This is a genomic window from Rhizobium sp. SSA_523 (assembly GCF_030435705.1).
In the GTDB taxonomy this organism is placed as follows: Bacteria; Pseudomonadota; Alphaproteobacteria; order Rhizobiales; family Rhizobiaceae; genus Neorhizobium.
On sequence record NZ_CP129382.1, the window covers coordinates 3,293,879 to 3,308,347 of the forward strand.

Annotated in this window: 12 protein-coding genes and 1 tRNA gene; 3 read left to right on the top strand and 10 right to left on the bottom strand. The window is 62.2% G+C overall.

All coding sequences use genetic code 11. The features are described 5' to 3' along the window. Window positions 1-3: 3 nt before the first annotated feature. The 9 genes from nadE to QTJ18_RS23950 form a co-directional block, all read right to left on the bottom strand. Window positions 4-1,020 (bottom strand): NAD(+) synthase, encoded by a 1,017-nt coding sequence (nadE, locus tag QTJ18_RS23910; RefSeq protein WP_252753346.1) that lies wholly within the window; start codon window positions 1,018-1,020, stop codon window positions 4-6. Between the two features lie 39 nt (window positions 1,021-1,059). Further along, the gene (locus tag QTJ18_RS23915) at window positions 1,060-2,709 is read right to left on the bottom strand and encodes a class I adenylate-forming enzyme family protein (protein ID WP_354669078.1); all 1,650 of its coding nucleotides are present in this window, start codon (window positions 2,707-2,709) and stop codon (window positions 1,060-1,062) included. Beyond that, the gene (locus QTJ18_RS23920) at window positions 2,706-2,960 is read right to left on the bottom strand and encodes an acyl carrier protein (protein ID WP_252753345.1); all 255 of its coding nucleotides are present in this window, start codon (window positions 2,958-2,960) and stop codon (window positions 2,706-2,708) included. Before QTJ18_RS23920 ends, QTJ18_RS23915 begins: the two co-directional genes overlap by 4 nt. A gap of 343 nt (window positions 2,961-3,303) precedes the next feature. After that, entirely contained in the window at window positions 3,304-4,206 is a 903-nt protein-coding gene (locus QTJ18_RS23925; RefSeq protein WP_252753344.1) for a sugar phosphate isomerase/epimerase family protein, read from the bottom strand. Next, the gene (locus QTJ18_RS23930; protein WP_252753343.1) at window positions 4,203-5,339 is read right to left on the bottom strand and encodes a sn-glycerol-3-phosphate import ATP-binding protein UgpC; all 1,137 of its coding nucleotides are present in this window, start codon (window positions 5,337-5,339) and stop codon (window positions 4,203-4,205) included. The genes QTJ18_RS23925 and QTJ18_RS23930 overlap by 4 nt, the downstream gene beginning before the upstream one ends. A 165-nt stretch (window positions 5,340-5,504) precedes the next feature. Further along, complete coding sequence (locus tag QTJ18_RS23935) at window positions 5,505-6,392, bottom strand: ABC transporter permease subunit (RefSeq protein ID WP_252753342.1); 888 nt, start codon at window positions 6,390-6,392, stop codon at window positions 5,505-5,507. A 7-nt stretch (window positions 6,393-6,399) separates the two neighbouring features. Then, window positions 6,400-7,290 carry a carbohydrate ABC transporter permease gene (locus QTJ18_RS23940; protein ID WP_252753341.1) on the bottom strand — a complete coding sequence of 297 codons (891 nt, stop codon included), beginning with the start codon at window positions 7,288-7,290 and terminating at the stop codon, window positions 6,400-6,402. 86 nt (window positions 7,291-7,376) lie between these two features. Further along, entirely contained in the window at window positions 7,377-8,720 is a 1,344-nt protein-coding gene (locus tag QTJ18_RS23945) for an extracellular solute-binding protein (protein ID WP_252753340.1), read from the bottom strand. 294 nt (window positions 8,721-9,014) lie between these two features. Beyond that, window positions 9,015-9,090: transfer RNA gene (locus tag QTJ18_RS23950), tRNA-Thr, on the bottom strand. A gap of 262 nt (window positions 9,091-9,352) precedes the next feature. Between QTJ18_RS23950 and QTJ18_RS23955 the strand changes: the two genes are divergently transcribed. Beyond that, window positions 9,353-10,660, top strand: coding sequence for a hypothetical protein (locus tag QTJ18_RS23955; RefSeq protein WP_252753339.1), 1,308 nt, complete (start codon window positions 9,353-9,355; stop codon window positions 10,658-10,660). An 83-nt stretch (window positions 10,661-10,743) separates the two neighbouring features. Here QTJ18_RS23955 and ppk2 read toward each other — a convergent pair whose 3' ends face one another. After that, on the bottom strand, window positions 10,744-11,631 hold the full coding sequence (ppk2, locus tag QTJ18_RS23960; RefSeq protein WP_252753338.1) for a polyphosphate kinase 2: 888 nt from the start codon (window positions 11,629-11,631) through the stop codon (window positions 10,744-10,746). A gap of 281 nt (window positions 11,632-11,912) precedes the next feature. Here ppk2 and phoR point away from each other — a divergent pair, with 281 nt between their 5' ends. Together phoR and QTJ18_RS23970 are read left to right on the top strand one after the other, a co-directional pair. Beyond that, window positions 11,913-13,169 (top strand): phosphate regulon sensor histidine kinase PhoR, encoded by a 1,257-nt coding sequence (gene phoR, locus QTJ18_RS23965; RefSeq protein ID WP_252753337.1) that lies wholly within the window; start codon window positions 11,913-11,915, stop codon window positions 13,167-13,169. Window positions 13,170-13,359: 190 nt separating this feature from the next. Further along, on the top strand, window positions 13,360-14,400 hold the full coding sequence (locus QTJ18_RS23970; protein ID WP_252753336.1) for a substrate-binding domain-containing protein: 1,041 nt from the start codon (window positions 13,360-13,362) through the stop codon (window positions 14,398-14,400). Window positions 14,401-14,469: the final 69 nt, after the last annotated feature.

Here is a 14,469-nt window from a genome sequence, read left to right on the forward strand (position 1 = left end):
GGATCAGACCGTGGGCTGATCCTGCAGGAGGGTGGCCGGAGCGGCGTGCAGGTAATGCGCGACCTTGCGCTTGGCATGGATATTCTTCCAGACCGCCTCGACCTGAGCCGGCGTAAGCCCGGTCGCCTCGGCCGCCTCCTCGGCGGCGACGGAATGATCGAGCGCGTAAAGGCACAGATCCATTTCCCGATAGGGCAGCGAGAAGTAATACTCATCCTGGCCTTGCGGCAGGGACCAGGTATCCGTCGTCGGCGGCCGGCGGCAGATTTCCTCGGGAACGCCAAGTGCCTCTGCCAGCTGATAGACCTGGCTCTTGTAGAGATGCGCGATCGGCTTGAAGTCGGCCGCGCCGTCGCCGTTCTTGACGAAGAAGCCCTGATCATATTCGAGGCGGTTGGGCGTGCCGGCAACGGCGTAATTCAGCCGGTCCGCATGGTAATATTCAATCTGCTTGCGCGTCCGCTGCTTCATATTGGCTGCAGCGATCATGCCGAGATAGACCTCGAGCGGCATGCGGTGGCGGCTCTGTTCCCCTTGCCGATCGGCGACCACCAGCCAGGAAATATTGTAGCCGCGTCCGGCCAGCGCATCCTCCAGGACCACCTTGCATCCCCAACCCTCTGCGAAGTCCGGCACGATCTGCCGGATGAAATCGTCGCGGCGCCGATAGCAGCCGGCGGCCGAAAGGCTGGGAGCGATATCCTCGAGCACGGTCTCGATCTGCAGGCGCTCGGCAAGCGCACGGCCAAGGCGCAGGCTGTCCGGATCGGAATCCTGCTCCGGCATGAAGATGCCGACCGTCTTGGACGGCCCGAGCGCACGCGCGCACAAAGCCGCCGTGACGCTGGAATCAATGCCGCCGGAAAGGCCGAGGACGGCGCCGCGCTTTCGCAGATCCCGCCCTACCGTCTGGCGCAGCCATTCGCAGATCCGCTCGATCTCCGCTTCGGCGTCAAGGATCAGCGCATCGGGACCGAAGCGCGATGCCGCAGGCGTCGCGGCAGCTTTGATGAGGTTCATGCCATCAGTCCTTTCTGAAGAGGTCAATTCTCTGAACGGTCAGTTCTCTGAAGGTGTCCATGCGGGGTTTGCTGCAGGCTTGCCGTGCGAAAGGCGGATCTTGCCGCTCTCCGTCCGGGGCAGGCTCTCGTGGAATTCCACCAGTTTCGGCACCATGAAATCCTCAAGGCTTTCGGCGCAGTGCCGGCGGATCTGGCGTTCGGTCAGGCCGACACCGGGCGCAGCCACGACATGCGCCTTCACGACCTGGCCCAGCAGTGGGTCCGGCGACCCTTCGACGGCCGCTTCCACTATGCCCGGAATGGCATAGAGAACGCGCTCGACTTCCTGCGGGCTGACTTTTTCACCCCGCGTCTTGATGATGTCGTCCTTGCGGGAAATGAAATAGAGCAGGCCGGATTCATCGAGGCGAAAGAGATCGCCGGTCCGCAGCCATTCTACGCCATCCCGCTCGACAATCGCCTTGGCCGTGGCGACCGCATCTTCCCAATAGCCGGCCATGACATGCGGGCCGCGAACCAGAAGCTCGCCGGTTTTGCCAGTCGGCACGGCGCACAGATTGTCGTCGACAATCAGGATCTGCGTGCCGCTGAGCGGCCTGCCGACGGAGAGCGGATGCGCGCGGCGCAGATCCGGCGGGAGATAGGCCGTGCGGATGCATTCCGTCTGGCCATACATCAGCACGATCTCGGCCTGAGGGAAGAGGTGTTGGAGAGCCTCCCCCGTTGCCGGCGGCATGGCGGCCGCAGCGCTGGTCAGCAGCCGCAGGTGCGGCAGCGCGCCTGGTTCGAGATCCCGCATGGCCGTGATCATGCCGGCCATGGCCGGGACCAGAGGCATGACACTCGCCCTTTCGCGCCGCGCCAGATCCAGAATGATGCGGGGGAAGGCAAAGCTGCGCTCCAGCACCAGCGTTGCGCCGGACAGGAAAGCGGTCAGCATCTGCGTCAGGCCGTAGCCGAAGGACAGGGGCAGGACGCTCATCACCACGTCATCCTTGTTCAGGCGCAGGTAATCAACAATGGCATGGCCGGCGAAATGGAGATTGGCATGGGTGAGCATCACGCCCTTTGGCCTGCCTGTCGAACCCGATGTGTGAATGAGAAGCGCCAGCTCATCGTCCCGCAGGTCCGGTTCAGGCTGAGCGAGCCCCGGCATCTGCATCAGCTTCGTCAGTGACTGGCGCCGAAAGGGCAGGCGATCCGGCGGGCTAATGACCGGAGCGGCAGAGGAGGAACCGTTCGCCGTGTCTGCCGGAAGATCCGTCACGATCAGGTGGGGCTCACGCTGTGTCCTGGCCAGTCCCACCTTCGCCAAGGCCGCCTCGGCAATATCCGCGGTTTTCGTCTGCGTGATAATGGCGGCTGCTCTGGTGCTGGACAGGATGTCGGCGAGCTTTTCGGCCTTGATCGTCGGGTGCAGGGGACAGGCGACGGCGCCAAGGGTCCAGCTGGCAAAGAGGGCGATGACGGCCTCCGCGCCGTTTTCCAGCACGAAGAGCAGGCGATCCCCCCGGCCGATCCCGAGCGAGGCGAGGCCTGCCGACAGCCGCCGGACCTGATCCAGAAGCATTCCATAGGTCAAGCGCGTTTCGCCGGTGACAAGCGCGAGTTTGTCGGGCCATTGCCGGGCACTGACAGAGAGGCAGGATTCGATCCGCATCACCCGCTCGCTCTTTTGGCCGATCAAGCGGCTTCCAGCTTGCCCGAGAGATAGGTGGCGATCCGCTGCACGCTATCGAGATTGTCCGGCACGATCTCGTGGTCGGCAACCGCAATCCCGTATTCGGCCTCAAGAAAGGCGATGAGCTCCAGAACGCCGGTGGAATCCATCACGCCGCTATCCAGCAGCGATTGTGAATCATCGATATCCGCATCGCTGCGGAACAGGAAGTTTTCGGCGATGAAACCGCGCAGAGCGGCGTGATGCGTGGTGGACACGGCAATTTCCCCAGACCTGCCGTGCCACGAAGGGCCGGCGGGATGATCCCAATGGAGATGAGCCTGCCCCAGAACGTCTGAAGTTTTTGCTAATAAACCGTCTCAGCGAGGGTTGAATGGTTAATACGCGACAAGGACTGCGGGATACGCCATGCCGCAAGCATGCGGCTTGCAATGGGCGGACGGGGCAGGGACCAGCGCCCAAGAGCCCAAGAGCCCAAGAGCCCAAGAGCCCAAGAGCCCAAGAGCCCAAGAGGCCCGGACCCCGGGCCCCCGGAACCTATGAGGCCAGGAGCTTGTCGCGCCATGCGTGACCGGACCGATGGCTTATCGCGCGAAGGTCTCACCCTGACACCAGGCCGGCGAGCCGCCGCGCCTCGGCCAGGCAGGCCGGCTGCTGATCCTTGAAGCGTTCGGCGCCGATCTCCATGATCAGCGTCGTATCGGGCAGGAAGGTCAGCTCCGCGAAAATCTCGTCCCAGGCGATATCGCCCCAGCCGATCGGCAGATGAAGATCGCCAATGCCAAGCGCCGTTGCCTCGGCCGGATGGAAGAAGCGCTCCATCGTATAGGGAAGGCCAAAACTGTCATGCACGTGAAGATGGCCTGTCACCGGCGCCATTGCCCGCAACTCCTGACGGAAATCGAGCTGCTTGTAGGTGGCCTCGATATAGGCGTGACTGAAATCGATCAGCGCCACGAGATTATCGTGGCCGATGGCACGAACGGTAGCGGCCACCTGGCTTGGCGTCTGCCGATACTGGCCGCGCTCCGTGGTGAAGATATTTTCCAGAGCAATGCGGACGCCGTATGATTTGGCGATATCGGCCATTTCTGACAGAGCATCCCGTTCCATCTGGTCGAGATCTGCGCCGCTTTCTCCCTCCGCCAATTGGGCAGAGCCGCAATGATGCACGAGAATGCCGGCGCCGAGCCTGTCGCACAATTCCAGCATGGCGCGAACCACCTTCTTCTGCAGCGGCAGGTGCTGGCGGTCCATGAAGTTGGAAACGATCTGGCCGTGCAGCGAGAGTTTCTTGAAATCATAGGCCCGGACGATCTGTTCGAGACGTTGCGTCCGATCCGCGATGATCCGTCCTCCGGCAATGATTTCTTCGCCGTAAACACCGATCTCACAGGCAGTTGCGCCGGTATCGGCAATCTCGCGCAGGGATTCGTCCAACAGGGACAGGTCGCCCCGGCCTGTGCGGTTGCAAAACCCGATGGCGGAAATGATGTCGTTCATGATGTGGCTCTCGCAATATCAGTTGACGGTAAGGGAGTGGCGAGCGGCAGCGATTCCTGCCCGACGGGGTCCAGGCGGCGTCCGGTGTCGCTGTCGAACAGGTGCAGATGCTCGCTTGGCAGCTCGAGACGGAGGGTGTCGCCGGCGGCGATTCGGCTCTGCTCGCCGAGGGAGACGGCAAAATCGCCCTCTGAGCTTTCGCAGTAGACGACCCGGCCGGCACCAAGCTCCTCAAGCAATTCGGCGCGAACCTTGATACCCGCTTCGCCCGATCCGAACCGGCAATGTTCGGGGCGGATGCCGACGGTGACGTCACGGCCGCGCAATGCGGCGGCGAGATCCGGGTTCATCGCGATCTGGACGCCTGCATAATGAAGATTTGCACTTTCCACCTCGACGCGGGCGCGAAACAGGTTCATCGCCGGTGCGCCGATGAAGGAGGCGACGAAGGTGCTGGCCGGACGGTGATAGATTTCCAGAGGATGGCCGACCTGTTCGACCTTGCCCCGGTTCATGACCACGAGCCTGTCTGCCAGCGTCATGGCTTCCACCTGATCATGCGTCACGAAGACCGAGGTGGCCGAAAGGCGTTGATGCAGCTTGCGTATTTCGGCGCGCATGGATACGCGCAGTTTGGCATCGAGATTGGAGAGCGGCTCGTCGAACAGGAAGACCTTGGGCTCGCGGATGATGGCGCGGGCCATGGCGACGCGCTGCCTCTGCCCGCCGGACAGGGCGGCGGGCTTGCGTGCGAGGAAATCCTGAAGGCTCACGATCTTCGCCGTTTCTGCAATGCGCCGCTCGCGTTCGGTTCTCGAGACCCCGGCCACTTTCAAAGCATAGCCGATATTGTCCGCAACCGACATATGCGGATAAAGCGCATAGTTCTGGAACACCATGGCACAGCCCCGCTCGCGCGGCTCCAGCCGGTTGACGACCCGTCCGTCGATGGCGATCTCGCCGCCGGTGATCTCCTCAAGCCCGGCGATCATGCGCAAAAGCGTGGATTTGCCGCAGCCCGACGGCCCGAGAATGACGACGAACTCGCCCGAGGCAAAGGAGAGGTCGACGCTTTCAAGAACCGCAGTCTTGCCATAGGTCTTGCGCACGGCGCGGATATCGATGTCTGCCATTGTCTTTGGATACCCTGTCCCTGATGTCCTGTTTCTGATCGCCAGTCGCTGGTTTAGTCACTTGTTTTAGTCGCTGGTTTTAGTCACTGGGTCTTCAGTCTCTGCTTGCCTGTGTCTGCTCGCTTGCTTCTGGTTGCGTTGGCTGTGCCTGCCGAGGAAGAAAGATCATTTGTCGGAAGACACCAGCCCGCGCACGAACCAGCGCTGCAGGATGCCCACCACGATGAGCGGCGGGATCATGATCAGCAGCGAGCCGGCAAGCGTGACATTCCAGTCCGGCGTCGCGTCCTCCCTCGGCAGCAGCGAGCGCAGCGACATCATCGCCGTCTTGTAGGGTGGCTCGGTGACCATGAGGAGCGGCCAGAGATACTGGTTCCAGGCATAGACGAACATGATTGCGGCCAGCGCCAGCATGTTTGTGCGCGAGAGCGGCAGCAGCATGTCGAAGAAGAAGCGCACCGGACCGGATCCGTCCATGCGCGCCGCCTCCGCCAGTTCGTCCGGAAGCGTCATGAAGAATTGCCGGTAGAGGAAGGTGCCGGTGGCCGTCGCGACCAGAGGAAGCGTCAGGCCCGCATAGGAGTTCAGGAGATTCCATTCGACCGAGATCTGCACGCTGCTGACCAGCGACAGGAGCGATTTCACCGGCGCCAGCAGATCCGCCGCCACGGCATAGGTCGGGACGACACGCACTTCGAGCGGCAGCATCAGGGTGATGAAGACACTCCAGAAGAAGAGGTGCCTGGCCGGCGAGCGGAAGAAGACGATGGCGAAGGCCGTCATCGCCGAGAGGGCGATCTTGCCGAGGACGACGATGATCGCCATCACCAGACTGTTGGTCATGGCCGTGCCGAGATCGCCGCGGCGCCAGGCCTCCTGGACATTGACCAGGAACTGGTCCTGCGGGAGGAAGCTGAAGGGAATGCTGTTGACTTGCTGCAAGCTCTGGCTGGCGCCGGCGATGATCATCAGGAAGGGTCCGATGAGCAAAAGAAAGCCGGCCATGAGGATGGCATAGGTGACGGCATCGGCCAGGGGCGTGCGCTGGATCATCTCGGGCTCACTTGTAGTGCACCCGCTTCTCGATGAAGCGGAACTGGATGAAGGTAAAGATCATGATCAGGCCGATCAGGATGATGCTCTGTGCCGAGGCGCCGGAGTAATTCAGACCGTGGAAGGCCTCGTCGACGATCCGGAAGACCATGAGTTCGGTGGCCCGGTTCGGTCCGCCTGCGGTGACTGCATGGACGATGCCGAAAGTGTCGGAACCGACGAAACCCTCGGTCATCATCGTGACCAGAAGGAAGAAGAGCGTCGGGGCGAGAAGCGGGATCTGCACATCGACCGCCCGCCGGAACGGGCCCGCGCCATCCATGGCTGCGGCTTCGCTAAGGCTGCGCGGCACCGATTGCAAGCCGGCCAGCAGGAAGATGAAGGTATAGCCGGACCATTTCCAGACAAAGATGATGATGATCAGCACCAGGGCGTGGTCGCCATATTTGGCCGGGTTCCAGACGTCCGGCCAGAGGGCGTTCAACGACGCGGCCAGACCCCGCTCCGGCGCGAGAATGAAGCGGAAGGCCATGCCCGCTGCCGGACCGGCCACGGCGAAAGGGAGGATATAGATGACGCGGAAAAGGCCGGTGCCGGGCAGGTGCCGGTCGACCGCAAGGGCCAGCACGAGGCCGATCAGGATCGCCGACAGGGCCCCGACCGTCGCAAAGACAAGACTGACGAGAACCGAATCCCAGTAAAAGGGATCGGCGAAGGCATCCCGGAAATTGGCGAAGCCGACAAAGGCGGCCGGACCGCCGAAGGGCGGTTCCAGGGTAAAGGCCCAATCGACCACAGCCGCAACGGGCCAGTAGAAGAACAGCAGGATCAGGACCAATTGCGGCAGGGCGAAAGCCAGCGGGACCCATCCGCTTCGGAAGACGGCACGTTTTTCCATGGCGGAACCGGATTGCAGGTAAGAGGAGGCGTGGCCCCTGGCCTTTACGGCCTCTGCCGCACGGCCAGGGGGATCGGCAGGCGGTCTCAGTTCAGCGTCTGGCCGGCATAGGTCTTCTCAAAGCGGCGCAGAATGGCATTGCCGCGTTCGGCCGCCTGATCCAGTTGCGTCTGCACATCGGCATTCTGCATGAAGATCGCTTCCAGCGCGGTCGAGACCTCCTTGCGGATCTGGGTATAGCTTCCCAGCCGGATGCCGCGGGTATTGTCGGAAGGCGGCGTGAAGGTGAGGCTTTCGATGGCGCGTTCGCGGCCCTTATAGGGCGCCTTGTCGTAGAACCCGTTCTTCTTCATGGCCTCGAAGCCGGTCTTGGTGACCGGGATATAGCCGGTCACCGTCGACCACCATTGCGCCATGTCCGGCTGGGCGATGAAATTCAGGAAGGCAGCGGCGCCCTTGTACTCGGCGGCCGGACGACCGGCCATGACCCATAGCGAGGCTCCGCCAACCAGCGATTTGTGACGTTCGGTGCCCTCGAAGACCGGCAGCATGGCCACATCCCAATGCGTGCCGGGGGCGATGGTCTTGCCGATCGTCCCATGGCCGGCAATCGAGGTCATGATCATCTGGCAGGTCTGGGAGGAGAAGGCCGTGTCGATGTCCATGCCGAGCTGCTTGGTCTTGGTCACGGCTACCTTCTCATCCTGCATCTTCTTGATGAATTTGACCATGTCGACGAATTTGGTCTTGTTGAAGACGAGTTCGGCATCGAGGCCCTTGTAGCCATTGGCCGGCGTTGCGATCGGCTGGTCGTGGACGGCCGAGAACTGCTCCAGCATCTGCCAGGGGTCGAAGTTGAAGCCGAAGGGGCATTCATAGCCGGCGGCCTTGAGCTTCAGGCCCGCCTCTTCCACCTTTTCCCAGGTGTCCGGCTTGAAGGTGATGCCGGCCTTCTGGAAAGCGTCGATATTGTAATAGAACATCGCCGTGGAGGAATTGAAGGGGAAGGACTGCAATTCGCCGGCGGCGGTTGCATAGTAATTGGCGATGCCGGGGAAGTAGTTGCCCCAGTCGATCGTATAGCCGTTATCGGCCATCAGGGCCTTGGCCGGGATGAAGGCCTTCGACAGCATCATGTCGAGTGTACCGGCATCATAGATCTGGGCGATTGCCGGCTGCTTCTTGGCGCGGTAGGCGGCGATCGTGTTCTGCAGCGTCTCTTCATAGCTGTTCTGCGAGATGCAGGCGATTTCGAAATCCGTCTGGTGCTCATTGAACTTCTTGCACGCGTCCTGCAGGCGGTCGCTCAGATCGCCGGTAAAGCCGTACCAGAATTCGAACCGGGTCTTGTCGGCGAGTGCCGGGCTGGCACCCAGGGCGGTTGCCGCCAGCAGCCCGGCCAGCAGGGTCTTCACAACAATGCGCTTCATGACGGATCCCTCGTCTTCACGATGATTGCGTTCCGCGCCAGGACGCACGGAAATCGAGGGCTTTCTAGCGGCCGATTGTGATGGATCGGCCACGGATCTGTGATGGCGGGATGAAGTTTTTCCTCCTGTTCGATGACAGGGGCGATTGCCCGGGCAGCAATTCGCGTGGAAGCGGTGCCGGACGCAAAGCGGGCTCGGCCGGAGCAGTCGCATATCCGGAGCAGTCGCATGCTATAGAGAGCGACCGCGAACGGAGCCGATCAGCTTGTCTTGAAGGGAAATCAGAAGGAAAAATGGTGCCGCTTAGGTGACTCGAACACCTGACCCCATCATTACGAATGATGTGCTCTACCGACTGAGCTAAAGCGGCCCGTGCCGAACCCTTGCGGTCCAGCAGTGTGAGGCGGCTGATACACATAATGAGATGGGATTTCAAGCCCGCATTTGCCAAGGCCTTGAGAAATCTGTGGCGCCGCCGCCATCATGGCGCTCTTTTCCCGGCCGAAAGACCCTTAAAGTCATATGCTTGCAGTTCTGCCCGCCAGAGGTTAACCCAGAGCAGGACGCAAGAGACAAAACGAACGAGACAAGACGGACGAGATACGGCACCGCAGCCAGGAAAAGGAAGCTTCGTGAGCGGTTTGGAAACGGCAATCAGAAATGCGCTGGAACGCTCGGAGCGGGACGATCCGCAGGTGCGCGCCCGCATCTATCAGTCCGCCCGCCAGGCGCTCAAGGCCGGCCTGCAGAAACAGGATATCACCGATCCGCAGATCGTCGACAGCCAGCAGCGCCGGCTGGAGGACAAGATCCGCGAGATCGAGCTGGAGGAGCGTCAGCGCGCCGCCGAGCAGAAGGCAGCCCTGGCGGCCGTGCCGGCCGGCCGTTCTGACGGGCGGAGTGACGGGCGGGCCGATGCGCAGGATCTTGCGGGGCAGGGCAGATTCGACGATGGCCATTTGCGGGCGGATATTGCTCCGCCGGTGGCGTCCACTCTGTCGGCCGGTGCCGATGAGACGGGCCGCCTCGGCGGACAGACGCGCGACTCACAGGGAGGCGGCAATGCCGGCGTCGATCCTTCGGCGCTAAGCGGGGCGCTTGGCGGAATGCGCGCCGACGCTGCCTCGGACCGGCTGGTCGCCCCAGGCGATGCCCGGTCCGACAAATCCTCTGCTGCCGGGCCCGCGCGCAGGCGCTGGTCCCGCAAGGCACGGCGAGACGATCGGGCTGCAGGTCCCGCCAATTCGGATCATGCCCCGCAGGTGCCCGGCGAAAAGCGAAAGCGCCGGCGGCGCGGCCTGATTTCCCGTCTCTTCATCTCGGTCACGCTCCTGTCTTTCCTTGCTTTGGCCTCCTGGTGGGCCTTCACCAGCGGATTGTTCCTGACCGATGCCCAGCGCGATACCAGCGTGCCCAATCCACCGCCATCCGTCCAGGAGGAGGATTTCTCCGGCCATGCGGGAGAGGTCTTCAATCCGCAACAGGGCTTCTCGGCCGATTGGATCGAGGTCTATGCGCCGGATGGCAAGGTTGAAGTGAGGCCCGGACAGGATGCGAGCACGGAAATCGTCGCAATGGCGGACGGGCCGGCATTGCGGATAACATCCCGCTCGCCGGGCGAGACCGGCGATGTGGCCATTCCGGTCTCGGTGGATGTGCTGCGGGAACTATCCGGCAAGACCTCCACGATCGCGCTAACGCTGCAGGCGGTGGGGGATACGGCCGTGCAACTGGCGGTGCGCTGCGATTTCTCAAGCCTCGGAACCTGCAGCCGCCACCGCGTGATGTCGATGCAGGAACGTGCCGACAGCCTGTTCCGCGTCACCTTCGACCGGTCGCTGGCGCCGACCCAGCCCGGCCGCCTTTACGTCAACAGCGATATTCTGGGCGGCAGCAAGCCTATCCTGCTCTATTCGATCCGCGTCCTGCCCGGCCAGTAACCGTTTGTCCAGGGCTGCCTTGGCCGCACAGTCCTTTGTCGTGCGGGCGGCAAAGCCGGAAGGCCGCCGGAAGGGCTTGTCCGTCAGGCGAAGCCGTCGGGTCCGAAGCCGAGGATCTTGCGGTCGATCTCGCCGATGACGGAGGTGTCCTTGCCCTCATAGTCGATGGACAAAAGCAGGTGCCGGATGATGTTGATGCGCGCCCGCCGCTTGTCGTTTGCCCGCACCACGGTCCAGGGCGCGTCCGGCGTATGCGTCTGTTCCAGCATCTCGTCGCGATAGCGGCTGTAATCGGCCCATTTGCCCAGCGCGGCAATATCCATGGGCGACAGTTTCCACACCTTCAGCGGGTCGTGACGGCGATCGTGAAAGCGCTTCAGCTGCATTTCCCGGCCGATGTTCAGGTAGAATTTGAAGACATGGATGCCGTCATCCACGAGAAGCCGTTCGAAGACTGGCGCTTCCCTCAGGAAGACCTGGTGCTGCTCCGGCGTGCAGAAGCCCATGACCGGCTCCACGCCGGCCCGGTTGTACCAGGAGCGATCGAAGAGGACGATTTCGCCGCGCGTCGGGAAATGCGATACGTAGCGCTGGAAATACCATTGGCCGGCCTCGGTCTCCGTTGGCTTCGTCAAGGCGACCACGCGGGCCGAACGGGGATTGAGATAGGCGCGGATGGCGAAGATGGAGCCGCCCTTGCCGGCGGCATCGCGCCCCTCGAACAGGGCCATCAGCCTCCGGCCGCTTGCCTGAAAAGAGGTCTGCGCCTTGACCAGCTCAATCTGCAGCGCCTTCAACTGCGCATCATACGTGTCGCCATCCAGCTTCTTCGGGTAGGGATAGCCACCGGAGGAAAGCGCCGCATCCGCCACCCAATCCGGGAGTTTGGGATCGTCGATATCGAAGGCGCGCTTGGTGCCGCCGATCTCCAGCTCGATCGTCCGATCGGCCTTCGCTTCCACTTTGCCCATGCATTCCACTCCTCTTTGGTGCGACCCTGGCCGTTTCTCTGCCTTTACCAAACTGGGATCGCCGATCCGCATTCCAAGAAAGAATGCGCCGAATATTTTCCGGCTGTCGAGAAAAACACCCAGGCGCCAAATTTCGTCTCATATTCACTGCTGGCGATGTATATCTGTCATGCAGCGGTTATATCACCGCCCGTCAAGCCTTGCCGTGAAACCGGGCCGCCCGATCGGGCAAGGGGCCGGGCCGTGAAGCTGGCGGGCGCTGTGGCCGTGGAGGATCTGCAATGGCATTGGGCCGTGAGAAGGAAAGCATTCGCCAGACGCTGTGGCGCGGCTGGCTGGTCGTGGCCGCGGCCACGCTTCTGGCGGCGCTGGCCCTGGCTGCCGAGATCAATCCGCTTTTCGTGGCGGCCGGCTGGCTGCTCATCATGATCTGCCAGCTTCTATCGCCCGCCATGCCGATGGAGCAGGACAAGAATACGCTCCCGCCGCCGCCGCTGCCGGACCGCGATCCGCTGTCGGATGTCAGCGACGCCTATGCGGCGCTCGACCTTCCGGTCATCCTTCTGGGGGAGGAAGGACAGGTCCTGTTCCAGAACAGTGCGGCCGAGCGTGCCTTCGAGGCCATGGAGCCGGGCTCGCATCTCTCGGCACGCCTGCGTTCGCCGGGCATTCTCGATATGGTTCGCGAAACCATCGCCACCGGACAGGCCAATCAGATCGAGCATTCCGAGCGTCATCCCTCCGAGCGCGTCTATATTCTCCGGGTTGCGCCGATTGCCTCGCAAAACCCGCGGCAGGATGGCGCGGGCCGGCTTTTCGCCCTGACCGCCAAGGATATTTCGGAATTGCGCAGGATCGACCGGATGCGATCCGATTTCGTGGCCAATGCCAGCCACGAATTGCGCACGCCGCTTGCCTCGCTGCGGGGCTTTATCGAGACCCTGCAGGGCCCGGCCAAGGGCGATCCCGGCGCGCATGAACGTTTCCTCGCCATCATGCTCGACCAGGCAACGCGGATGAGCCGCCTCGTCGATGATCTTTTGTCGCTGTCGCGACTGGAGCTCAAAGCCCATATTGCGCCGAGCCAGAGGGTGGATCTGGTGCCTTTGATTGGCCATGTGCGGGATGCGCTGCAGCCGCTTGCCGACGATCTGGGCGTCGATATCCGCATGCATCTGCCAGAAGGCAAGGTGGAGGTGATCGGGGACCGCGACGAACTGGTGCAGGTCATCGAGAACCTCGTGGAAAATGCCTGCAAATACGGGCAGGACGGCAAGGTGGTGGAGATCCACCTGCGCCACGACCAACCGGGACGGCCCGTGGAACTGAGCGTGGTGGATCGCGGCCCGGGAATCCCGGCAGAGCATGTTCCGCGCCTGACGGAGCGCTTCTACCGGGTCAGCGTCGCCGATAGCCGCTCCAAAAAGGGCACCGGCCTCGGCCTTGCCATCGTCAAGCACATCCTCACCCGCCACCGCGCGAGGCTGATCGTGAAATCGGAAATCGGCAAGGGCACCGACTTCACCGTGCGTTTCTGACACTAAGCCAGGATCACGCGCAAACGCATTCCAGAATACCGATCGGTTTCAACTATTTAAGCTGTCACAAATGTTTCATTGAACTGACATAAAAGGGTGTGGCTAGGACGGCTAAGAGAAGCGGGCCGAGCACCGGCGAGAGCGAGAGCTGGTGCAGCAGAATTCACACAAGCCCTACCGGGAGAATACAATGAACATCGTGAAACTTTCCGCGGCAGCCCTCGTGGCGTCCGTCGCTTTCGCCGGAGCTGCCGTTGCACGCGATCAGATCCAGATTGCTGGCTCCTCGACGGTTCTGCCCTATGCCTCCATCGTCGCCGAAGCCTTCGGCGAGAACAGCAAGAACCCGACCCCGGTCGTGGAATCCGGCGGTTCCGGCGCCGGCCGTAAGAAGCTGTGCGAAGGCGTGGGCGAAAACACCATCGATATTGCCAATTCTTCGTCGCGCATCACCAAGTCCGATATCGAACTCTGCGCCAAGAACGGCGTGAACGAGATCCAGGAAGTCCGCATCGGTTACGACGGCATCGTCTTTGCCTCGGACATCAAGGGCGCGAAATTCGCCTTCACCCAGGCTGACTGGCACCAGGCCCTGGCCGCCAAGATCCTCAAGGACGGCAAGGTCATCGACAATCCGAACAAGACCTGGAAGGACGTACGCGCCGATCTGCCGGAGCAGCCGATCCTGGCCTTCATTCCCGGCACCAAGCACGGCACGCGCGAAGTCTTCGATGAGAAGGTGATCGTCGATGGCTGCAAGGAAAACGGCACCTATGAAGCCCTGATGGCGGCCAATGGCGGCGACAAGGCGGCAGCGACCAAGTCCTGCGCGGCCCTGCGGACGGACGGCGTATCGGTGGATATCGACGGTGACTACACCGAAACCCTGGCCCGTGTGGATGCCAACAAGAACGGCATCGGCGTTTTCGGCCTGTCCTTCTACCAGAACAACACCGACAAGCTCCAGGTCGCGACCATGGCCGGCATTGAGCCGAGCGTCGAAACCATTGCTGCCGGCAAGTATCCGGTATCGCGTCCGCTCTACTTCTACGTGAAGAACGCGCATCTGGACGTCATTCCGGGCCTGCAGGATTATGTCGAGTTCTTCGTCTCCGACGAGATGGCCGGCCCAGACGGTCCGCTCGCCGCCTACGGTCTGGTTTCCGATCCGGAACTGAAGAAGACCCAGGAAGCCGTCAAGGCTCGCAAGCCGATGGGCGCCCTGAACTGATCATTTGACACAGCAGACGGCGCGGCGAACGCGCCGTCGGTTTTTTTAGGATTTTTGGAGAAGGTAGGG